Raw genomic sequence first — 21,198 nt, 5'->3', positions numbered from 1 at the left:
CAAGCCCCGCATAGAAGACCTTACAGACACAGCGAACCCGCCGTCCCCGGCTCCCCCACTCCTCAAGGGAGCAGGTGCCGGGTGCGGCGGGTTCTTCTGTCGGTTAGCTCAGCTTGACGCTGCGCCTACTGAATGTTTGCTTCTTGCGGGTTGAGCCGAGAGAATTAGAAGCCGGGTTTTTAGAAGCCCAGGGATGCTGCTGATGCGCGGATTGCCTCAGCGGACGCCTTCAGCTGTGCCAGCTCAGCCTCGTTCATGGGAACCTCGAGCACGCGCTGGATGCCCTCACGGTTGACGATGGTGGGCAGGGACAGTGCAACGTCCTTGAAGCCATACAGCTCGCCTGCAATGGTGGTGGAGACGGGCAGCACTGCGTTCTGGCCGCCGAGGAATGCCTCAGCGATACGTGCGCCGGAGATACCGATTGCGTAGTTGGTGGAACCCTTGCCCTCGATGACCTTGTATGCTGCGCGCATAGCTTCGGTTGCCAGTTCTGCACGGACCTCTTCGGTGAACAGCAGCTTGCCGTCCTGCTTCCACTCGGTCAGGGGAACCATGCCGATGTTTGCTGCGGACCAGACGGGGAACTCGGAGTCGCCGTGCTCGCCAACAACGTTTGCGTGGACGCTCTTGATGGAGACGCCAGCCTTGTTAGCGATCAGCCAACGCAGGCGGGAGGAGTCCAGAACGGTACCGGAGGACAGCACGCGGTTTGCGGGCAGGCCGGTGATCTTCTGGGCAACGATGGTGAGAACGTCACAGGGGTTGGTGACGAGCATGATAATCGCGTTGGGTGCTACGGACAGAATGTTTGGCAGCAGCTTCTCGAGGATTGCAACGTTTGCACCTGCCAGTTCGAGGCGGGGCTGGCCGGGCTTCTGGCGAGCACCAGCGGTGATGATGACCATGTCGCAGTCGCGCAGCAGTTCGATGTCGTCGCCACCGGTTACGGTTGCTTCGTGTGCGAACATTGCGCCGTGTGCGATGTCCAGTGCTTCAGCGTGTGCGCGCTTGCCGTCGATGTCGTACAGGACGATTTCGTCTGCGGAGCCGCGGACCATAGCTGCGTATGCGGTTGCGCTACCGACGCCGCCTGCACCGATGACGCCGAGCTTGGTGGGGTTGTTGACACCGTTCATTGCTGTATGCCCTCTTTCGTGAGAGTTATCCGTGTGGTGCGAGAGGATTCTCGCGTGGTTTATCGGGAAGCGGGTGTGTGCCTCGGGGTTGAATTTCCTCGGGTGGGCGTTCTTCCCCGGTGAGCTTGCTTCGTTATGTTCTATTATGCCGCAGATTTTGCGTTTTGTGTTGGGTTATTTTGCTTTTTTCGATGGGTCATAGTGACTTTATGGGTTGTGGATGGTGTTTTTCACTCATAAAACCAAATAATGACCTTCTGACCTTTTGAGCAAGCTCACATGCCGCTAAAGTAACCCTCCACATCCACGGCACCGCCGGAAGCCTCAAAATCAGCACGAACCGCCTGCGCCAACTCATTATCAACCAGGAAGTCCAAAGCAATAGAAGCCAAACCGAATGCCGCATCCAGAGCAGCATCAACCGCCGCCGGAGTGTCCGCACAGTGCGCGAACTCCACCGTGTGCATGCCGGTACCCTCGGGCGCAATCTGAATCAGCGGGTGAATACCGGGCACGCGCAGGCTCACATTACCGAAATCAGTAGAAGCCGCCAGGGTGTCGCTAACCGTACCGGGCGGGTACGGGTGGCGACCCACCGAACGCTGAGCCGAAACCCAACGCTTCAACAGCGGACGGTTCGTACGCACCGGCATGGTCATCGGCGAAGAATCCCACGTCACCTCCGCACCCACGCCAGCCATAAGCGCCGCACCGCGCAGCACCTCCTCAACCCGTCGCGACAGCGCACGCAGAGTCGGCGCGTGCTTAGAACGGATATTAATGTGTAGGCTCGCGGAGGCAGGAATCAGGTTCGGGGCGTCCCCACCGTGGTCGATAATCGCGTGAATACGGTCAGAACCAGGAATCTGCTGACGCAACAAACCCAAACCCTGATACGCCAGATTCGCCGCATCCAGGGCGTTACGACCCATAAACGGGTGCGAGGATGCGTGCGCGCTCACGCCCGTATAAGTCACGCGGCATTCACGGCGACCCAACCACGCCTGATCAGCTACATCCATAAAGTAGGGGTGCACCATAATGGCGGCATCCACCCGCTCGAACGCACCGGCGCGCGCCATCAGCTCCTTACCGGCATCGGACTCTTCGGCGGGCGTGCCGTAGTAGAGGACCCTGCCGCTGAACGCCTCGGGGCCGGTAGCGAGCGCATCCGCCAGGGCAAGGAAAGCGCCCAGCCCGGATACCGCGATGACGTTGTGGCCGCAGCCGTGACCGATACCCGGTAGCGCGTCATATTCGGAGAGAATCGCGATAGTGCGGTGTGTGGCGGGGTCGTAGTCGGCGCTGGTGAGCTCCACCTTGAACGCGGTATCCAGACCGAAGGCGGGGTACTCGATACTGAGGTTCGGGTAGGCTTCGCGGACCGCATCAACGATCGTGCGGGAGGCGAAATACTCCTCGTAGGCAGTCTCAGGGTACGCGTGAATCGCCTTGAGAATTGAGGTCAGGGAGTCCGCGCGGGTGGCGACGGATTCGGCGAGGTCGCGGCGAATATGCGCCAGCCCGCTGTCTTCGTCGAGGCGGTGACCGTGATGCGCACCGTGGCCCTTTCCGTGACCGCGCCTCTTTCCATGACCGTAGCGCTCGCCGTGGCTACGTTCCTGCTCGGGCTGACCGTGGTCAGCATGTTCCCGCTCGGGATGCGCATGCCCGCGCTTGCGACGGTGGTCAGCCGCACGCTTACGCTGCTCGGTTTCGAGGGCGAGGATTTCGGAGTACTCGCTACCGCGCACGCAATCAGCGTCGGGCGCGTCATAGTGGCGAGTTATTGCGGCGGGTCGGTTCGGTGCCGTTCGACCGGAGCTGTCAGAAGTGGGCTGGGTGTGGGCGGCGGTGCCCTGTGCGTTCGCGTCAGTCATACTTCTACGCTACCGTCTGCGCTCGCCGGTCGCTAGAGGGTCGGGTGTGATGGAGTCGAAAACACCCAAAAAGAAATTTGTGTCACATAAAAGAAAATTTGTATATATCCTAGGAATCTTTGATTCAGTGGAGTAGCGTTAAGCACATGGGAGCGACAATCCAGCCGTACCCATCACCATCCGGCGCTAGCGATGCGAATGCCGGCAGGACAGTTCACAACCGGTCCAAGCCATGTCGTTTGGGCCCCTGTCAACGCTGTGACAGACCCATGGATGCGAACCGTACCGGCAAGCACACACCGCTGCGAGCGCCACAACCACGCTAAGGAGCTCCATCCCATGAAGGCAGCACGCTTCTACGACCGTAACGACATCCGCATTGAAGACATCCCCGCACCCGAAGCCGCTGCGGGCGAGGTTCTGGTCAAGGTCGCATGGTGCGGTATTTGCGGTACCGACCTGCACGAATACCTTGACGGCCCCATCTTCTGCCCCCAGCACGGTCATCCCCACCCCATTTCTGGTGAGGACTCCCCCGTCACCCTCGGTCACGAATTCTCCGGTGTTGTTGAGGCACTGGGCGAAGGCGTAGACGACCTGCAGGTTGGCGACCACGTTGTCGTCGAGCCCTACATCATTCGTGATGACGTCTACACCGGCCCCGACTCCAAGGACTACCACCTGTCCAAGGACATGAACTTCATCGGTCTGGCAGGTCGCGGTGGCGGTCTGTCCGAGAAGGTTGCCGTCAAGCGCCGCTGGGTTCACAAGATTCCTAACAACATTCCCCTGGACGAGGCTGCACTGATTGAGCCCCTGAGCGTTGGCTACCACGCTGTTGAGCGTGCAGGCGAGTTCGAAGAGGGCGCATTCGCACTAGTGACCGGCGCTGGCCCCATCGGCCTGCTGACCTCCGCAGTTCTGAAGGCTAAGGGCGCTAAGGTCATCATCTCTGAGCTGTCCCCGCTGCGCCGCCAGAAGGCTCTGGACTCCGGCGTTGCTGACTACGCTTTCTCCCCCGCTGAGGTTGACGTCCTGGCTGAGATTCACAAGCTGACCGACGGCCGTGGCGCTGACATCGCGTTCGAGTGCACCTCCGTTCAGCCCGCACTGGACCTGATTCTGGATGCTCTCAAGCCCACCGGTAAGGTCGTCATCGTCTCCATTTGGGGTAAGCCCGCTTCCCTGGATGTTCAGAAGGTTGTGCTCAAGGAGCTCGATATCCGCGGCACCATCGCATACGTGAACTCCCACCCGGAGACCATCAAGCTCGTTGAGTCCGGCAAGATTGACCTCAAGCCCTTCATCACCGGCAAGATTGCTGTGGAAGACCTGATTGACGAGGGCTTCGACACCCTGATCAACCATAATGAGACCGCTGTGAAGATTCTGGTCACCACCGACCCGGAGCGTCTGGCTGAGTAATCTCTCTGAACGATACTGATTCATTCAGTTTCAGCTGATGCAGCTGTTCTTCTAGCTTCCTTAGCGTAGCTAGTGTGGGGTGAGGTTCCATTCAAGGAGCCTCACCCCACTACTTTTTTTGTGTACTTTTTACCGGGCATACTTTACCGGGCATACAAAAATCCCCGGTTCCAAAGAACCGGGGATTATCTGTGCGCGAGGGGGGACTTGAACCCCCACCCTCTAATACGAGGACTAGCACCTCAAGCTAGCGCGTCTGCCTATTCCGCCACCCGCGCAGGTGACTTTCGAACGTTTTCCTTTCGGTGCCGTTCGAAGCAACACGTAATACTATACGGACTTTCTGAGCACTCCGCAAATCGAATAAGTATGTTCTGCATCACATATTCGAGGTTGGTTGGTTCCCCACACCCCGGGCGATCTTCTCGCACCTTGAGTAATATGACCGGCACGCCCACTCGACTGCCATATTTTCGGTCATAACGACTAGAATAAAAAGCATGAATAATGAGAACCTCTCCCGCGAAGAAGCCGCAGAACGTTCGGCTCTCATCAGTGTCGACACCTACGACGTGCATGTCGACCTGACTAACGCCAAGGACCCCGAATTCGAGTCCTACCCCACCGTCACCACCGTCCGATTCTCCTGCAACACCCCCGGTGCAGAAACCTTCATCGACTACATCCACCACAGCGTCGACTCCGTTAAGCTCAACGGCACCGAACTGACCCTGGCTGATGTCGTCAACGGCGCACGCATCACCCTGCCCAACCTGCAGGCAGAAAACGTACTCACCATCCACGGTCGCTCCTACTACTCCCGCTCCGGCGAAGGTATGCACCGCTACTTCGACCCCTCCGACGGTCGCGTCTACCTGTACACCCAGTACGAGCCCTCCGACTGCCGCCGAGTCTTCCCGAACTTCGAGCAGCCCGACCTGAAGGCAGTCTTCAACTTCCGCATCACCGCACCCAAGGACTGGGTCGTCAGCTCCAACGGCGTACTCGAAAGCCAGGTCGTAGACCCCACCGACGACTCCATCACCAAGCGAGTCTTCTCCCCCACCGCAAAGATCTCCACCTACATCACCGCAATCGTCGCCGGCGAATACTTCACCGCAACCACCACCTACAAGCCCAAGAGCAAGGTCAACAGCAGCGACATCCCCCTGGTCGCATACTGCCGCCAGTCCCTCAAGCCGCACTTCGACTACGACCATATCTTCATGGTCACCAAAAACGGCCTGGATTTCTTCCAGGATCTCTTCGACTACCCCTACCCGTACCCCAAGTACGAGCAGGCATTCGTACCCGAATACAACATCGGCGCAATGGAGAACCCCGGCCTGGTCACCTTCACCGAAGACTACATCTTCGTCTCCGGCGCAACCGAGGACGACCTCGAAGGCCGCACCAACACCATCTGCCACGAAATGGCACACATGTGGTTCGGCGACCTCGTCACCATGAAGTGGTGGGACGACCTGTGGCTCAAGGAATCCTTCGCAGACTTCATGGGCACCCTCGGCGCTAAGGAAGCCAACAACTTCAACGACGCATGGGTCACCTTCGCGAACAACCGCAAGGCATGGGCATACATGCAGGACCAGCTGCCCACCACCCACCCCATCGTTGCTGACATCCCTCACCTGGAAGCAGCCTCGCAGAACTTCGACGGCATCACCTACGCAAAGGGCGCATCCGTGCTCAAGCAGCTGGTCGCCTACGTCGGCTTCGACACCTTCATCGAGGCAGCACGCGTGTACTTCAAGCGCTTCGAGTGGGGCAACACCTCTCTGAATGACTTCCTGCAGGTACTCAACGAGGTGTCCGGCCGCGACATGCAGGCATGGGCTAACGCATGGCTGCAGACCTCCGGCGTGTCCGCACTGGGCACCAAGCGCGTCTACGGCGAAGACGGCCAGCTCACCGACCTGATCCTCACCCAGGAACTGCCCGCACAGCAGCCCGCAGGTCTGGGCCGCCCCCACGTGGCAAAGCTGGAAACCTTCGCGCTGACCGACGGCAAGCTCACCTCCACCGGCCTGCTCTCCCTCGAGTACCCGGCAGAGCCCGTCTCCGAGCACCGCGTGGAGCTCACCGACGAGCAGAAGAAGCTCGTTGGCGAAGCTGACCTGCTCATGCTCAACGCAGAAGACCACACCTACGCCAAGGTCGCCCTGACCGACGAAGACGGCCTGCAGGCAGCTATCGAAGGTGTCTCCACCCTCGAATCCGCGCTCTCCCGCGGCCTCATCTGGGGCTCCCTCTGGGAGAACGTGCGCGATGCACGCCTGCCCGTCACCACCTACGTCGATGCAGTCGTACGCAACGTCTCTAAGGAACCGAGCGCATCCCTGCTGGGCACCATGGTCAACAATGCACAGGTCGCTATCGCAACCTTCTCCGCACCCACCGGCCGCGAGCGCCTCTACGACGCTCTCTACGACGCATTCGCAGCCGCACTGGCGCAGGCTAAGCCCGGCTCTGACGAGCAGCTGATTCTGCTGCGCGGCCTGATTTCGGTCTCCACCAACGCGACCAAGGGTGAAGAGCTCTGCCGCGATATTGCCCGCGGTGCTTTCGAAGACACCACCGGCGATATTGCTGACGCAACCGGCATTCCTTACGACCAGAACCTGGGCTGGAGTGCACTGGGTGCGCTTGCAAGCCGCGACCTGGTGACTGTTGAGGATCTGGACCGTGCGGCGAAGTATAGCCCCTCCTCGATTTCTTCGAATGGTTACGCGTACGCGATTGCTGCCCTGCCCTCTGCTGAGCGTAAGGCTGCCGCGTACAAGACCATCATGGAAGACGAGTCGCTGTCGAACGACGCTCTGGCTTCGACCATTAACGGTTTTGCTCGCGGTCCGGTTGAGCTGCGTGAGTCCTACTACGACTCCTACTTTGAGGCTCTGCTGCCCATTTGGGCGTCCCGTTCGATTGGTATGGCGACCCGCATTGTGCGTGGCCTGTACCCGAAGGCTCCGTACAACACCGGCTCCACCGAGGGTCTGGGCGTTGAGGGTAACCCCTCCGTTGCGTTGGCTCAGCGTTGGCTGGAGGCGAACCCCGAGGCTCCTTCGGCTCTGCGTCGTCTGGTTCTGGAGGCTCAGGATCACGGCCACCGTTCGATTGTGGCTCAGAAGTTCAACGCTTCTCTGCAGGGCTAAGCTGCATGGTTTGAGGGCTTGTGGCGGGGTGCTATGACCACCCTGTGAGGCTCTCAAGTTGATTAATGTAGACCGCCGCTTGGCGCTCACCCGGTTTTGAACCGGGTGGTGTCGGGCGGCGGTCTTTTTCGTGGCTTTCTCAGCCGAAATTTTTGTTTCGGGAGGGTCTACACGGCAGGGTCGCGGCTCTTTAGTGCCTTGACGTGGGCCGGCGTTACCGGGGCTGATTCCCCCAAAAATAAAACTATATGCACCCGGTGCTAAAAGACAGATAAATGTCACCCCTATTTGTGAGCTGTCTGCACTGAAACCATGAGAGAATAGACTAGGTATCCGCTCGCTTAGACATATCAGAAGGAGTTTTCAGTGGTCGATTACGCACTCGGTGACCGCGGTAGCGTTGACATTGTCACCGATGATTACTACGAAGCAGAAACCCTCCAAATCTTTGAGGAACTGCACATCGACCGTGAACGGATCTGGTACGGTGAAGCGCGCCTGGTTCCCGAACCGGATAACCCCTACGAGCCCGATAGCATTGCCGTCTACGTTGACGAATTCAAGGTAGGCCGCATGAGCGTGGAAGACTCCGCCGCGTACTGGGATTCCATTACCCGCGTGGTCGCCTCCGGTTACGAACCCATTGCGCACCTGCAGCTTTCCGCCGTTGCCGTGCGTGCTGAAGGCGGCGGCATGCACGTGAAGAGCACCGGTGTGCTCTCCCTGTCCGCACCCGGCTCTCTCTTCCCCCTCAACGACGCACCGACCCGCGCGACTCTGCTGCCCCAGGGTCCGTCGATGAAGGTGCTTGATGAGAAGGAACACTCCGAATACCTGCACAGCATCCTGCCGCCCAGCGGTGAAGGCCGCGTGATCCTGACTCTGGAAGCGAACCAGCTCAAGACCTCCGACGGCCGTTTCGTTGACAGTGTTGAGGTGCGCCACGACCGCAAGCTTGTGGGCCGCCTGAGCACTCAGATGTCCGAGCAGCTGACGCCCGTCATCCGTTACGCGTTTGAGAACGACCGCCTCACCAGTGCCTGGGGTACTATTCGCGGTAACACCCTGGAACTGTCCCTGACCGTTCAGGCTGCACGCCCCGCCGATATTCCGCAGGAATGGTACGAGACTCTGCCCAATAACGTTCCGGCACTGCTACCCGCCGGTGAAGAATACGAGGTGCCCGCCGCATTCGTGCCCACCGAAGGCGAGCGTCACTACCTGGAGTCTTCCGCACAGCAGGCACCGAAGAAGCGTCGCGGTTTCATGAGCTCCCTGACCGGCGGCTCCTCCGCACCCGAGCCGGCTCGCAGCGAACCCGCCGCAGAGAAACCCGTCATCGAATACAGCATTGAGGAAGAAGAATACTACGAACCGACCGAGCGTGACCGCCTGCTGAACCTGGTCAAGGGTGCAGGCCTCGCCGTTCTGGTCGCCGGCCTGATCTCGATGCTGTGGACCCCGATGCTCGGCATCCTCATCGCTATCCTGGGTGGCGCTATCGCGGCTGTGGCATTCTACTTCGGTCGTCAGCCCTACTACGATGACTACGAAGCCTACGACGACGAGTACGAGGACGAAGAGGCTACCGTGGAAGAGGAAAAGCCCGAATCGAAGGCATAAGCCTCTTCCCTCAGAACATACGCACAAAGGGCGGCTACCCACCATTACGGTGAGGTAGCCGCCCTTTCACGTACCCGGTTTCTCCCGGAACGGTTAACTCGGAACGGTTAAACACAGGGGGTGAAAGCTCATACAAGCTTTCACCCCCCCCCCCGCAAGGAGTCAAATCTTAATCCTGGCCGTAAGTAGCCATGAACTGATCCATCGTATCATTCTGCAAAGCATGTGCCAGCTGCGCATTTGCAGCCTGATCTACAAAAATGATTGACTGACCATCATAGGACCAACCCGGGCCAGCGTTCGGCAGGGTGGTCATACGCATCGTGGTGTCACCGCTGGTCAGCACCGGAGCCGCAATCTGAGCAATCTGCGCTGCATTCAGACCCTGGTCCACGCGCATATAGTCGGTCAGAGACTCAATAGAAGACTGGAAAGATGCCACGTTGCTCAGTGCGCCCTTAGCCTTCATCGTGTTGTATAGGCCGCGCAGGAATGCACGCTGGTTACGAACACGCTGATAGTCACCATCAGCAAAAGAGTAACGTTCACGAACAAAGCTCAGAGCGCCACTACCGTTGAGGTGCATCAGACCCGGCGTAAAGGTCCAGACGTTACTGGTGAATGCGAAGGGCACCTGGACGTCCACGCCGCCAATAGCATTCACGAGAGACTTGAATCCTTCGAACTCAATCTCAGCCACGTGGTCGATCTTGACACCCACCAAGTTCTCGATGGTAGCAACCTGTAGGGAAACACCGCCGTAGTTCAGCGCCGCGTTAATCTTTGCCGCACCGTAGCCAGGGATGTTCACCCAGGTATCACGCATAATCGAGATGATGTACACACCCTTGCCGTCAGCCGGGATGTGCATCAGCATGATGGTGTCCGCACGGGAACCGCTCACCAGAGCTGCATCAGCACCAGTACGGGTATCGCTACCGAGCAACAGAATGTTTTTGCCGGGTCCCTTAATAACGCCGTAATTGTATCCGTTGTCCAAGATACCGTCGCCGTCCTTATCGTGCTCGCTGGCGTTAGCTGCAAGAGCCGCAGCAGCATCGGTGGTGCCGTTCTTGCCGGTATCAGAGTTGGTCAGCTCCGTCACGTTGAGCTTCTTAGCCTCGCCAAGCTGCTCCTTAATTTTGCTGAGGTCTTCGTCCACCTTAGTGATGGAATCGAACTTCTCGGTCTTGCTATCCCAGGTGTGGCCAGCACGCCAAATAAAGAAACCAATACCGAGGGTAATAACCAGCAGAAGAATCAGCAGGATCAGCAGGGCACGCTTGACCCATTTCTTCTTCTGCGACGGTTCAGAGTGAGCGTCGCCCATTAAGTTGTCCTTTGTTTGAGGTGGTGATACGCGAGGCGCGCAGCGCATCCAGCGAAGTCTCTAGAATACAGAGAGCCGGAAAATAACCCGCCGATATGGGGCGGTGCTGGAGGGCACAGAAAATGCACAGCTCGCAAAATACTTTCCCATTGTAACGCCGTCAGCGGGTCTACGCACCGGTGAACGAAAGGTTTTACATTACAACTTTCCTCACGTTTGGGCGAACCATTCTGGTACCCGCATAGAACGCGCAATGCCCCGCCTCCTTGAAAACCAAGGAGAACGGGGCATTGATCTCGCTAAAAAGCAAAACTGGGAAAGAAGATTTACTTCTTGCCGAAGTTGCCGAAGCGTGCGTTGAAGCGCTCGACGCGACCTGCGGAGTCCATGATGCGCTGCTTACCGGTGTAGAACGGGTGCGACTCGGACGAGATTTCAACCTCGACGATCGGGTACTCGTTGCCGTCTTCCCACTTCTCGGTCTTGTCCGAGGTCATGGTGGAACGGGTCAGGAAGACCTTGCCGGATGCGAGGTCGCGGAACAGAACCAGGTTGTAGTCCGGGTGGATTTCTGCCTTCATTGATTACCTTCTTCTGCTACTGGATTTTGCCAGTAGCCCTTATATAGATGGAGTAGGTTTTTCGATGTGCAGCTATCGAGAAAATCTCAGAGCGCATCACCATTGTGCCCGCATAGGGCGTGCACAACCCATTAAGGGTACCACCTTCACGGATTAAATCCCAGTACGTTCCCTCACAGGCACCAACCTGCACACCGCAAGGGCGCCCGAAGAAGGCACTCGCACGGGTTAAGAATCAGGTGAGAACTCAGGTTATGAGCGCGGGCGGGTCTCCCAGAACGCCACGGCACTCGCCGCCGCAACATTCAAAGAATCCACACCGTGCGACATCGGAATCATCACCGTATCGTCACACGCCGCGAGGGTACGGGGCGACAGACCGTGCCCCTCCGTGCCCAGAATCAGCGCAAGCTTCTCATCCCGGCGAGCAGACAGCTCCTCCAGGGTCAGCGAGTCCTCCTCCAGAGCCAACGCCGCGCTCTTAAAGCCCAGCTCGTGCAGGGTCTGCAAGTCAGCAGGCCACGACTCCAGGCGAGCCCACGGCACCTGAAAAACAGTACCCATCGACACGCGAATCGAGCGGCGATACAGCGGATCAGCGCACCGCGGAGTCACCAGCACAGCATCCACGTTCAGGGCGGCAGCCGAACGGAAAATAGCTCCCACATTCGTGTGGTCCACAATATCTTCCAGGATTGCCACGCGAGAGGCACCCTGCAGCAACTGCTCCAGAGGCTGCGGCTCCGGACGAGCCATCGCCGCCAACGCGCCACGATGCAGATGAAAACCGGTCACCTGCTCCAGCTGCTCCTCACTACCCACATACGCGGGAGTATCAGGATGGGCACGCAGAACATCCACCAAATCATCAGCCCACTTCTCACTCATCAGGAAAGAAACGGGCTGATGACCGGCAGCGAGCGCACGACGAATCACTTTGGAAGACTCCGCAATGTAAATACCCCACTGCGGCTCCATGGCGCTACGGAGCTTCACATCGGTCAGCTGCGTGTAGTAGCGCAAAGCCTGCTCGGGTGCCTGCGCCAGAGCCGTGACCGACTCGATGGCGTAGACACGCTCGGCACGCTCAGCGATCTGTTCGGCGCTCAGCTGTTTCGGGGCACGGCTCATGCGCGCTTGAACGCGGAGTAACGACCCGCAGAGGTGACGGTCAGAGCCAGGTCCATATCGTAGGTTGCTGCGAGGTTCGCCTCGGTAATGGTGGACAGGATCGGGCCGGCGGCGACCACGCCACCGTCACGGACCAGTAGAGCGTGGGTGAAGCCCGCCGGGATTTCCTCGAGGTGGTGGGTGATGAGCACGGTAGCCGGTGCGTAGGGGTCAGCGGCAAGCGCGGTCAGACGCTCGACCAGGTCCTCACGGCCGGAGATGTCCATGCCTGCGCCGGGCTCGTCCAGCAGCAGCATTTCCGGGTCGGTCATGAGGGCGCGGGCAATCAGTGCACGCTTGCGCTCGCCGTCGGAGAGGGAGCCGAAGGTGCGGTCAGCGAGGGTATCGACACCCCACTCAGCCAGCAGCTCGGTTGCACGCTCGTCGTCCATGACGTCGTATTCTTCCTTCCAGCGGCCGGACACAGCGTACGCTGCGGTCACGACAACGTCGGAAACCTTCTCGTTGGCGGGAATCTGGGTAGCCGAAGCACCGGAGGACAGACCAATGCGCGGGCGCAGGTCGAATACGTCAACAGCGCCGAGGGTCTCGTCAAGGATTTCAACCTCGCCGCTGGTCGGGTGCAGGCGGGCTGCCGCAATCGAAAGCAGAGTGGACTTACCGGCGCCGTTGGGGCCCAGAACGACCCAGCGTTCACCTTCGTTCACAGTCCACGAAACGTTGTTAAGGATGGGGCGGCCGCCGCGAATCACGGAGACATTCTGAAGGTTGAGTACGGTGCTCATGGTTCTTCTTCCAGTGAGTTAGATGGATGGGATGCGCCCCTCACCCCGCAACCCGTGCCGGGTTATCGGAGCGGTTGGCGCATAGTGCGCGGGTACCCCACATTGGGCTCCTCGCGCAAAGCCTTAGGGGCTATAGGTGCCTCCGCGTCAGGGGCGGCGCACCTCATCAAATGTACCTTGTCAGAGGGGCGGGCGCATCCGCGACGGCACCTATAGCAGCTGAAGTTATTAGTCGATGAAGCCGCGTGCGCCGCCAACCAGCTCAACGTGGCCGGTCTCAACGTCTGCGGTGACCATCTTCGCGATTTCCTGCGCGAACTCGTTGACGGTGTAGAGCTTGCCGGCGGTCTCGCGGCGCTGCTCGATAGCGCCCGGGTGCAGGCGGTTCAGCAGGGTCGCGGTGACGGTGCCTTCAATCATGTCAGCGGACACGACGACCAGGGAGATACCCTTCTCGGAAAGTGCGGGGATCTCGGCGATCAGTGCGTCTTCGCCTGCGCGCTTGGACTCTGCGACGGGCTTGTACTCGTCCATGGTCTCAACCTCGCGGATGAAGTGCGCCTGGTGGCTGGTCACGAACACGATGCGTGCGCCTTCGGGCATCTTCTCTGCAGCCAGGCGTGCCAGGTTCAGCTGTGCGTCACGGTTCAGGCGCATTGCGTAGTCTTCGCCCATGCCGGTTTCCATGCCGCCCGAAGCGTTCAGGATCAGGTAGTCCAGGGAGCCGAAGGTCTCCACGGCGGTGTTAACGAGGTTCTGCAGGTCCTCATTGTTGGTCACGTCAGCCTGCACTGCGATTGCCTTGCCGCCAGCCTCTTCAATAGCCTTGACGATCTTGTTCGCGCGCGGTGCCTTGGAGCGGTAGTTCACCACAATGTTCGCGCCCTCAGCGGCGAGAATCTGTGCGGTGTCTGCGCCAACGCCGCGGGAGGAGCCGGTAATGATGATGGTCTTGCCGGTCAGCTGTGCCATAGTTTTATGTCCTTAAAGTTTAGAAAGGGTGCGCCCACGTTCAGGCGCTTCGTGCAGTCCGTACGGGGTGGGGTTAGTGACCCATGCCCAGGCCGCCATCAACAGGGATGACAGCGCCAGAAATGTAGCTAGCCTCATCGGATGCGAGCCAGCGAATCACGCGAGCGACCTCTTGCGCCTCCGCGAAACGACCAGCCGGGATGGACGCGAGGTAGTTCTTCTTGGTCTCTTCGGGCAGAACCTCGGTCATTGCGGTGTTAATGAAGCCCGGTGCCACCACGTTAGCGGTGATGTTACGGCCGCCCAGCTCACGGGTGATGGAGCGCGCCATACCGACCAGTGCAGCCTTGGACGCGGAGTAGTTGACCTGACCGGGGGAACCGTACAGACCCACCACGGAGGAAACCAGGATGATGCGGCCGCGCTTGAGCTTCAACATGCCCTTGATGGCGCGCTGAACCACACGGAAAGAACCGGTGAGGTTGGTGTCGACCACGTCGGTGAAGTCGGATTCCTTCATGCGCATCAGCAGCATGTCGCGGGTGATACCTGCGTTGGCGACCAGCACCTCCACGGGGCCGAACTCTGCTTCAATTGCCTTGAATGCTTCGTTAATGCTGTCGGCATCGCGTACATCTGCCTTGACGGCGAAAAATTCTTCGGGGGCTTCACCGCTACGGTAGGTGATGCAGACGTTGTGTCCTGCTGCCTGGAATTCCTTGGCAATTTCGTAGCCGATGCCTCGGTTGCCGCCGGTGACCAGCACGGTCTTGGGAGTGTTCTCGCTCATGAGCTTCCTTGATGAGTCGACCCCTCACGATCAGAGCCGATGCAGCGGCTACACGGTTGGGGTGTGGACGGATGGACAGACAAACCCTATTTTACCGCGTTTTAGCGCAAAGGTGCCGCAGGCTACACTTCACTCTTGAACACTGAACACCTGCTCCCCTTCTTTTACATGCCTCATCGGGCGCGTACACTAGCTGAAGCGGAACAGCCCGCACCCCTTTTCTGCCCGGTCGCGCGGGCACGGAATAACACCGCACGTCGAGGCGCAATAGTAAGGATAAGAAGACATGGATCTGCTCGGTTCACTTTCTCAGGATGCACAGCCCGAGTACGCCAAGTGCTCCCGCAAGGGCTGCCAGCAGGCGGCAGAATTTCAGCTGCTCTGGAACAACCCGAAGGTGCACACCCCCGAGCGCCGCAAGATTTGGTTGGCGTGCTCCGAGCACGTGGGTTGGCTGGAGAATTACCTGCGCGAGCGTGAGTTCTGGAAGCAGACTCTTCCGTTTGAGGGGTAGTGCCACTTGAGAGGTGATGTCGCTTGAGGTGACTCTGCTTGAGGGATAAGCCCGCTTATCGAAAGTAATTTCGATATATGCTATATTTATTCTAATTAGTTCGAGTGAACATCCCGATACCCAGGCAACCACACTCGCTGAGCATTCGCATTCAAGGAGGCACCTCCCCATGATGGGCTATTCGCACACCGTCAGCGCCGCAGCTGGCTGGCTAGTGCTCGTCGAGACGGGAGTGGTGCAGGTTCCCGATACCCCCACCCTCATCGTGACCACCCTGGCGTGCGCCGGTGCGGGCATGCTACCGGATATTGACCACCACAACGGCAGTATCGCCAACTCCATCCCGCCCATTTCACGCTGGGTAGCACGCATCGTAGGGGCGGTCAGCGGCGGACACCGCAAGGGAACGCACTCCATTTTGGGTCTGGTAGTCTTCTGGGCAATTGCCTATTTCAGCGCCAACCTGAGCTACAACGGAATCCCCTGGGCTTCACTACTTCTTGCCGCATTCTCGGGCGGCCTGGCATTGCGCGTGCTCGGCGCACCGGGTGGATGGATCGGTGCCGTCGCCCTCGGGTACGCCGCCTACACGACTGATTCGCTGGCACTGCTCCCCTGGGCTATTTCGGTCGGTGCCACCATTCACCTGATTGGCGACCTGCTGACAACCCGCGGACTGCTACCCCTCTACCCCATTGTTATTAAGCCCCTGGTGGCATCCCCCCTATGGAAAAAGAGCGGCTACATGGCACTGCCGATCCTGGGTGATGCTGGCAGCGTACGTGAGAAGGCACTCGTTCTAGCACTGATCGGATACGTCGCCTGGTACGCGGCAGCCATGATGGGCTTTACCGAATACCCCCTTCAAGTGTTTGGGCTGGGTATTCACGCCACATAACGTGCCGCATAACTAAATTCTCACCAAGGGCAGCAAAGCGCCCCGTCACTTCCCTATGGAAGCGGCGGGGCGCTTTTCTAATCCTTATCCCGACCTATCGGGGTGAGAGATTAAGCGTCCTGGATGGGCCAGAAGACGTCAACCTCAACGTTCTCTTCACCGGAGGTGGGGTACTTCTCGAACTCAGTGTTGTGCATTGGCAGTTCTCCTTCGTGAGCGGGCGGGAATCTCTTCTCCCCCGCGCTAGCTCACCATCGGTAGTGAGCCCTAATGTTTCGCGTTTGCGTCCTCGCAGTGGCGGGAACAGTTACAAGTCTACGCCCCATGCATGTTGTGTTTCTACCATTTTTCCCACAATGTATGTAGAGACACATGAAAAATTCAAAAAGCCCACACAGACCCTCTGAAATATCGACCGAGAGCTTTTCTTTCCCTCAGAAAAACCCACAAGGCAACATTATTTCCCGTCAAATATGCCGCAAGTTTCGTGTGTCAGAACCCACAGTCACCATGCACAGGAACGCAATAACAGCACACACGCTCAGAAAACAATACAACCCCACGGGTCAGGTCACATTTTTCCGCACTATTCACGACAAAAATACCGACAATATCTCCGCAACACATTTTCAGAACACAAAAAATACGCCCTGGACAATACACCCCAGACAATAAAACAACGCGCAATACACGTAAAGAGGCCCCGGCGCCACACGGTACCGGAGCCTCCCCCATGCTTTGATGTTCAGCGGATATTGCTTACGCCAGCGAAATCAGATCCTGGTAATCCTTCGACCATAGGTCCTCCACCGCATCCGGCAGAAGCAGCACACGCTCAGGATCCAGCGCCTCCACGGCACCCTCATCGTGAGAAACCATCACAATAGCACCCTGGTACGCCTTCAACGCGTTCAGAATCTCCTCACGTGAGGCAGGGTCCAGGTTGTTGGTCGGCTCATCGAGCAGAAGCACATTCGCGCTCGACGTCACCAGGGTCGCCAGGGACAGACGGGTCTTCTCGCCTCCGGAAAGCACACCGGCAGGCTTATCCACGTCATCGCCGGAGAACAGGAACGAACCCAGAATCGTACGCACGCGGGTGTCATCCAGATCCGGCGCAGCAGACTTCATGTTTTCAAAGACAGTGCGGTCACCATCAAGAATTTCGTGTTCCTGCGCGAAATACCCCAGCTTCGCGCCGTGACCGTACACAACCTCACCGGTATCAGGCTCGGTGGAACCAGCCAGCATGCGCAGCAGAGTGGTCTTACCGGCACCGTTCAGACCCAGCACCACCACGCGCGAACCGCGGTCAATCGCCAAATCAACGTCCGTGAAAATCTCCAGAGAGCCATAGGACTTCGACAGGCCTTGAGCAGAGAGCGGAGTCTTACCGCACGGTGCCGGATCCGGGAAGCGAATCGCCGCAACCTTATCGCTCTGACGCTCCTCCTCCAGGCCGCGCAGAAGCTTCTCAGCACGCTTAATCATCTGCTGAGCAGCAACAGCCTTCGTCGCCTTCGCGCGCATCTTATTCGCCTGCTCCATCAGAGCATTCGCCTTCTTCTGCGCATTCGCACGCTCACGCTTGCGGCGGTGCTCATCCTGCTCACGCTGAGTCAGGTAGTTCTTCCAGTCCATGTTGTACTGGTCAATCACGCAGCGGTTCGCGTCCAGGTAGAAGACGCGGTTGACGACCAGCTCCATCAGGTCAACATCGTGGCTAATGACCATCAGGCCACCCGAGAAGTTCTTCAAGAAATCACGCAACCACAGAATCGAATCGGCATCCAGGTGGTTGGTCGGCTCATCCAGCAGCATGGTGTCCGCATTGGAGAAAAGAATACGCGCCAGCTCCACGCGGCGACGCTGACCACCCGACAGAGTAGACAGCGGCTGGGCGAGCACACGCTCCGGCAAGTCCAGGTTGGAGGTGATGACCGCCGCCTCCGACTCAGCCGCGTAGCCGCCACCGGCAATGAACTCAGCCTCAAGACGGTCGTAGCGGCGCATACCCTTAGCGCGCACCGCCGGGTCTTCACTCGCCATATCGTCCTGCGCCTGACGCATCTTGCGCGCCACACCGTCCAGGCCACGCGCCGAAAGGATACGGTCACGCGCCAGCTGGCTCATGTCATCCACCTTCGGGTCCTGCGGAAGGTAGCCGATAGTGCCGCTGCGGGTCACCGTACCGTCAGCGGGCAGGGTTAGACCGGCAAGCACCTTAGTCATAGTGGTCTTACCGGCACCGTTGCGGCCCACCAGACCAATCTTGTCGCCCTTATCGATGCGGAAGGTGACCTCTTCCATGAGCAGGCGCGCGCCTGCACGCAATTCGAGGTTCTGTACAGCAATCATGGGTGCCTTTCCGGATGGCGGTCTGGTGTGTGGGTTGATAGTGCTCGGTAGGCGGGATTCGCCGGGTTAGAAGCGGCGAGCGCGCAGAGCACCTCATCAATTTTAGTGCAGGTGTGCCGAGTGCGCATGTGGGGCACCTTTTGTTTTTGCGGTGTGCGGTGTACTATACATACCGGACACCACTCATAGAACATTGTTCAAAACTGGGTTGTGACAAGCAGTCAACCACCGCCACCCTCAACTCTGTAGAAAAATCTGCAGAGCAATACGCATCAAAGGAGTACCACCCCAATGACCGATTCCGTGCGCGAATCAGCCCAGGAACCCCAGGCACCTCAGGCACCGCGCCGTAACGTAGCGGCAAAGACCTCCCTCGCCACCGACCTCTCCCTCATCGCAGTGTTCGCGGGCTTCATCGCCGCGCTCGCCATCATGCCCGCCGTCAGCTTGGGCGGCGTTGCGGTTCCCTTCACCTTCCAGACCCTCGGCATTTACATCACCGCACAGGTGCTCGGCGGCAAGCGTGCCACCGCCTCCGTGGCGCTGTACCTGCTGGTTGGTTTCGCTGGCCTGCCCATCTTCGCTAAGGGCGGCGCCGGTTTGGGTACGCTCGCCTCCCCGAGTGCTGGCTACCTGCTCGGCTTCCTGCCCTTCGCCGCTATTGCCGGTACCCTCGCCTACCTGTTCACCCGCAACACCCGCTCGATTGGTGCGACCTTCCTTATGGCTCTGGTCGCGAACTTCTGCGGTTTTGTGGTTCTGACCGCCTGCGGTATCGCCGGTATGATGGTGAACGCCCACATGACTTTTGACGCCGCATTCAGCGCGGCAATGGTATTCGTTCCCTGGGATCTGGTGAAGTCCACGATCGCGGTTCTGGTTGGTTTGTCGGTACGCCGCGCCTTCCCGTCCCTGACTTCTGTCCAGCGTTAAAGGCACACAATGTGCCGCACGAGAGGATAGCTATGTTTTTTCGCCGCTCCACGCGCCAGCCTGCACCGCAGCAGGTGCAAGGCGAGCAGGTGGTGAGCGCCTCTACCAGCATGCCCGCCCTTGAGCTTGAATCGGTGAGTGTTTTCACTGAGCTGCCCGAAGGCGGGCATCGCCGTATCCTCAAGGATGTGAGCCTGCGGTTCACGGCGAAGCGCACTGCGGTGCTGGGTCTGAACGGTAGCGGCAAGTCCACCCTACTGGGGCTTTTCAATGGGCTCACCCACCCGGATGAAGGTATTGTGCGCGTAAACGGTGTCGACACCATGGAGGCACTGAGCCGCGGCTCGACGGGCACTCGCAGTAATTCCCAGGGTGCTCGCGGTCATTCGCAGGGTGCTTTTGAGGGTGTGGGTATGCTCTTCGCCCAGCCGGAGGCGCAGCTAATTATGCCCACCGTTGCCGAAGATATTGACCTGAGTCTGCGCCGTGCCGCCGCCGTTGAAGGTAGTGCCCTCAGCGGTGAGCAGCGCCTCAAACGGATTCGTGAACTGCTCCGTGAGCGCGGCCTCGAGCACCTGGAGAACCAGAGCGTTTTCACCCTTTCAGGAGGCGAAAAGCAGCTGGTCGCTCTCACCAGTGTGCTGGCGGCGCGCCCGCAAATTCTTCTGCTCGATGAGCCGACCACCCTGCTGGATTTGCGTAATCGCGCGCGGCTACTCAAGCATTTGGAGTCGCTGGATCAGATGCTGGTGCTCAGCACGCACGACCTGGATTTGGCGGCGTCATGCGATGAAGCCGTGATTATTCATGACGGCCGTTTGCTCGCCCAGGGGGATGCGGCACAGCTGGTGCAACAGTACCGCACGTGGTGTGCCGAGGGGTTCCCCAACGAGGGTGCAACCGAAGGTCTGGATTCGGCAGGAGGCACGCATGGGCGCTAACACGCCGCGCGTGAATCCTCGCCCCGCCTCCCAGGGCTCAGATTTCAACCCCGGTAGTCTGCTGGTGGGTTTCTACCAGCCGTTGAACACGCCGGTGCATCGGGCGCCGCTGTGGCTCAAGGGCACGCTCTTCTTTGGGCTGTTTCTGCTGTTGGCGGTGACCGGCTGGCAGGTGGCGCTGGTGGCTTTGGTTGTCTCCACGCTGTGCGCGTTGTGGGCTGGTGTGCCTGCCTCCCAGCTGTGGCTGGTGGTTCGCACGCTGTCTCTGCTGCTACTGATTATGGTCGCCTATTACGTGTTTACGGGGCAGTACGCCTCCGGCGCGGATGCTATCGCGACCATGCTGACGGCTTTTTATGCGTCCCGCGCTCTGCTGGTGAGCACTCCCCTGCCGGTTCTGATTGATGGCTTTGTGAGGCTGTGTTCGCCGCTGCGTTTCGTGGGTCTTTCTCCCGAGCGTCTGGGCCTGCTGATTGCGTTGATGGTCCGGTCGATTCCGGCGCTCATGGACCGTTGGGGTGCGTTGCGCAGGGCGGCGGTGGCGCGTAACCTGCCCAAGCGCATGTATTGGCGGTTGCTGATTCCGTGGGTGGTGCAGGCGGTTGATTACGCAACGGCGACCGCTCGTGCTTTGCGGGCACGACACGTGGACGAACTGAAATAACGCAGATACGCGAGAGGGGCGGGATGAACCGTACAGGTTCATCCCGCCCCTTCGCTTTAAC

17 protein-coding genes and 1 tRNA gene are annotated in these 21,198 nt (G+C 59.2%); 8 read left to right on the top strand and 10 right to left on the bottom strand.

Annotated features, from left to right (window positions below):
* Positions 1-179 precede the first annotated feature (179 nt).
* Both HMPREF2779_RS03675 and HMPREF2779_RS03670 read right to left on the bottom strand, forming a co-directional pair.
* Positions 180-1,139, bottom strand: coding sequence for an L-lactate dehydrogenase (locus HMPREF2779_RS03675; RefSeq protein ID WP_070686806.1), 960 nt, complete (start codon positions 1,137-1,139; stop codon positions 180-182).
* A gap of 275 nt (positions 1,140-1,414) precedes the next feature.
* On the bottom strand, positions 1,415-3,019 hold the full coding sequence (locus tag HMPREF2779_RS03670) for an amidohydrolase (protein ID WP_105360853.1): 1,605 nt from the start codon (positions 3,017-3,019) through the stop codon (positions 1,415-1,417).
* 339 nt (positions 3,020-3,358) lie between these two features.
* Between HMPREF2779_RS03670 and HMPREF2779_RS03665 the strand changes: the two genes are divergently transcribed.
* Positions 3,359-4,444 carry a 2,3-butanediol dehydrogenase gene (locus HMPREF2779_RS03665; RefSeq protein WP_070686811.1) on the top strand — a complete coding sequence of 362 codons (1,086 nt, stop codon included), beginning with the start codon at positions 3,359-3,361 and terminating at the stop codon, positions 4,442-4,444.
* A gap of 192 nt (positions 4,445-4,636) precedes the next feature.
* Here the strand turns inward: HMPREF2779_RS03665 and HMPREF2779_RS03660 are convergent.
* Positions 4,637-4,722: transfer RNA gene (locus tag HMPREF2779_RS03660), tRNA-Leu, on the bottom strand.
* A gap of 222 nt (positions 4,723-4,944) precedes the next feature.
* On the opposite strand from HMPREF2779_RS03660, the gene pepN reads away from it, so the two are divergent.
* Both pepN and HMPREF2779_RS03650 read left to right on the top strand, forming a co-directional pair.
* The gene (gene pepN / locus HMPREF2779_RS03655; RefSeq protein WP_070686813.1) at positions 4,945-7,617 is read left to right on the top strand and encodes an aminopeptidase N; all 2,673 of its coding nucleotides are present in this window, start codon (positions 4,945-4,947) and stop codon (positions 7,615-7,617) included.
* A gap of 366 nt (positions 7,618-7,983) precedes the next feature.
* The gene (locus HMPREF2779_RS03650; protein WP_105360852.1) at positions 7,984-9,240 is read left to right on the top strand and encodes an HIRAN domain-containing protein; all 1,257 of its coding nucleotides are present in this window, start codon (positions 7,984-7,986) and stop codon (positions 9,238-9,240) included.
* Positions 9,241-9,409: 169 nt separating this feature from the next.
* On the opposite strand, the gene HMPREF2779_RS03645 is transcribed toward HMPREF2779_RS03650, so the two are convergent.
* The 6 genes from HMPREF2779_RS03645 to HMPREF2779_RS03620 all read right to left on the bottom strand — a co-directional run bounded on the left by HMPREF2779_RS03645 (position 9,410) and on the right by HMPREF2779_RS03620 (position 14,829).
* Entirely contained in the window at positions 9,410-10,570 is a 1,161-nt protein-coding gene (locus tag HMPREF2779_RS03645) for an LCP family protein (protein WP_105360851.1), read from the bottom strand.
* 326 nt (positions 10,571-10,896) lie between these two features.
* Positions 10,897-11,151, bottom strand: a complete 255-nt coding sequence (locus HMPREF2779_RS03640; protein ID WP_005506069.1) for a type B 50S ribosomal protein L31 — start codon at positions 11,149-11,151, stop codon at positions 10,897-10,899.
* A 252-nt stretch (positions 11,152-11,403) separates the two neighbouring features.
* Entirely contained in the window at positions 11,404-12,282 is an 879-nt protein-coding gene (locus HMPREF2779_RS03635) for a TrmH family RNA methyltransferase (RefSeq protein ID WP_070738405.1), read from the bottom strand.
* A complete protein-coding gene (locus HMPREF2779_RS03630; protein ID WP_005506071.1) occupies positions 12,279-13,067 on the bottom strand; it encodes an ABC transporter ATP-binding protein in 789 nt (262 codons plus the stop codon). The genes HMPREF2779_RS03635 and HMPREF2779_RS03630 overlap by 4 nt, the downstream gene beginning before the upstream one ends.
* A 228-nt stretch (positions 13,068-13,295) precedes the next feature.
* The gene (locus tag HMPREF2779_RS03625; RefSeq protein WP_005506073.1) at positions 13,296-14,039 is read right to left on the bottom strand and encodes an SDR family oxidoreductase; all 744 of its coding nucleotides are present in this window, start codon (positions 14,037-14,039) and stop codon (positions 13,296-13,298) included.
* A gap of 73 nt (positions 14,040-14,112) precedes the next feature.
* Positions 14,113-14,829 (bottom strand): beta-ketoacyl-ACP reductase, encoded by a 717-nt coding sequence (locus tag HMPREF2779_RS03620; protein WP_070686821.1) that lies wholly within the window; start codon positions 14,827-14,829, stop codon positions 14,113-14,115.
* Between the two features lie 286 nt (positions 14,830-15,115).
* Between HMPREF2779_RS03620 and HMPREF2779_RS03615 the strand changes: the two genes are divergently transcribed.
* Entirely contained in the window at positions 15,116-15,343 is a 228-nt protein-coding gene (locus HMPREF2779_RS03615; RefSeq protein ID WP_005506080.1) for a hypothetical protein, read from the top strand.
* 169 nt (positions 15,344-15,512) lie between these two features.
* Positions 15,513-16,241: a metal-dependent hydrolase gene (locus tag HMPREF2779_RS03610; protein WP_070686824.1), complete on the top strand. Its 729-nt coding sequence runs from the start codon at positions 15,513-15,515 to the stop codon at positions 16,239-16,241.
* A 759-nt stretch (positions 16,242-17,000) separates the two neighbouring features.
* On the opposite strand, the gene abc-f is transcribed toward HMPREF2779_RS03610, so the two are convergent.
* Entirely contained in the window at positions 17,001-18,599 is a 1,599-nt protein-coding gene (gene abc-f / locus HMPREF2779_RS03605; protein WP_105360850.1) for a ribosomal protection-like ABC-F family protein, read from the bottom strand.
* A 291-nt stretch (positions 18,600-18,890) separates the two neighbouring features.
* Between abc-f and HMPREF2779_RS03600 the strand changes: the two genes are divergently transcribed.
* Genes HMPREF2779_RS03600 through HMPREF2779_RS03590 form a run of 3 tightly spaced genes read left to right on the top strand, consistent with a single transcriptional unit; the run spans position 18,891 to position 21,137 of the window.
* The gene (locus tag HMPREF2779_RS03600; protein WP_105360849.1) at positions 18,891-19,532 is read left to right on the top strand and encodes a biotin transporter BioY; all 642 of its coding nucleotides are present in this window, start codon (positions 18,891-18,893) and stop codon (positions 19,530-19,532) included.
* A gap of 32 nt (positions 19,533-19,564) precedes the next feature.
* Positions 19,565-20,473: an energy-coupling factor ABC transporter ATP-binding protein gene (locus HMPREF2779_RS03595; protein ID WP_070686830.1), complete on the top strand. Its 909-nt coding sequence runs from the start codon at positions 19,565-19,567 to the stop codon at positions 20,471-20,473.
* A complete protein-coding gene (locus HMPREF2779_RS03590) occupies positions 20,463-21,137 on the top strand; it encodes an energy-coupling factor transporter transmembrane component T family protein (protein WP_105360848.1) in 675 nt (224 codons plus the stop codon). The genes HMPREF2779_RS03595 and HMPREF2779_RS03590 overlap by 11 nt, the downstream gene beginning before the upstream one ends.
* Positions 21,138-21,198 lie beyond the last annotated feature (61 nt).

It is taken from the genome of Rothia sp. HMSC069C03, from assembly GCF_001811075.1.
GTDB lineage: Bacteria > Actinomycetota > Actinomycetes > Actinomycetales > Micrococcaceae > Rothia > Rothia mucilaginosa.
Note: the sequence above shows the minus strand (reverse complement) of the source record. Positions and strands in the feature narration are given on the sequence as shown.

Coding starts and splice junctions, on each gene's coding strand:
- abc-f (WP_105360850.1), bottom strand. CDS start 18,599: ATGATTGCTGTACAGAACCTCGAATTGCGTGCAGGCGCGCGCCTGCTC.
- HMPREF2779_RS03675 (WP_070686806.1), bottom strand. CDS start 1,139: ATGAACGGTGTCAACAACCCCACCAAGCTCGGCGTCATCGGTGCAGGC.
- HMPREF2779_RS03645 (WP_105360851.1), bottom strand. CDS start 10,570: ATGGGCGACGCTCACTCTGAACCGTCGCAGAAGAAGAAATGGGTCAAG.
- HMPREF2779_RS03630 (WP_005506071.1), bottom strand. CDS start 13,067: ATGAGCACCGTACTCAACCTTCAGAATGTCTCCGTGATTCGCGGCGGC.
- HMPREF2779_RS03600 (WP_105360849.1), top strand. CDS start 18,891: ATGACCGATTCCGTGCGCGAATCAGCCCAGGAACCCCAGGCACCTCAG.
- HMPREF2779_RS03670 (WP_105360853.1), bottom strand. CDS start 3,019: ATGACTGACGCGAACGCACAGGGCACCGCCGCCCACACCCAGCCCACT.
- HMPREF2779_RS03625 (WP_005506073.1), bottom strand. CDS start 14,039: ATGGCACAGCTGACCGGCAAGACCATCATCATTACCGGCTCCTCCCGC.
- HMPREF2779_RS03640 (WP_005506069.1), bottom strand. CDS start 11,151: ATGAAGGCAGAAATCCACCCGGACTACAACCTGGTTCTGTTCCGCGAC.
- pepN (WP_070686813.1), top strand. CDS start 4,945: ATGAATAATGAGAACCTCTCCCGCGAAGAAGCCGCAGAACGTTCGGCT.
- HMPREF2779_RS03610 (WP_070686824.1), top strand. CDS start 15,513: ATGATGGGCTATTCGCACACCGTCAGCGCCGCAGCTGGCTGGCTAGTG.
- HMPREF2779_RS03590 (WP_105360848.1), top strand. CDS start 20,463: ATGGGCGCTAACACGCCGCGCGTGAATCCTCGCCCCGCCTCCCAGGGC.
- HMPREF2779_RS03615 (WP_005506080.1), top strand. CDS start 15,116: ATGGATCTGCTCGGTTCACTTTCTCAGGATGCACAGCCCGAGTACGCC.
- HMPREF2779_RS03635 (WP_070738405.1), bottom strand. CDS start 12,282: ATGAGCCGTGCCCCGAAACAGCTGAGCGCCGAACAGATCGCTGAGCGT.
- HMPREF2779_RS03595 (WP_070686830.1), top strand. CDS start 19,565: ATGTTTTTTCGCCGCTCCACGCGCCAGCCTGCACCGCAGCAGGTGCAA.
- HMPREF2779_RS03665 (WP_070686811.1), top strand. CDS start 3,359: ATGAAGGCAGCACGCTTCTACGACCGTAACGACATCCGCATTGAAGAC.
- HMPREF2779_RS03620 (WP_070686821.1), bottom strand. CDS start 14,829: ATGAGCGAGAACACTCCCAAGACCGTGCTGGTCACCGGCGGCAACCGA.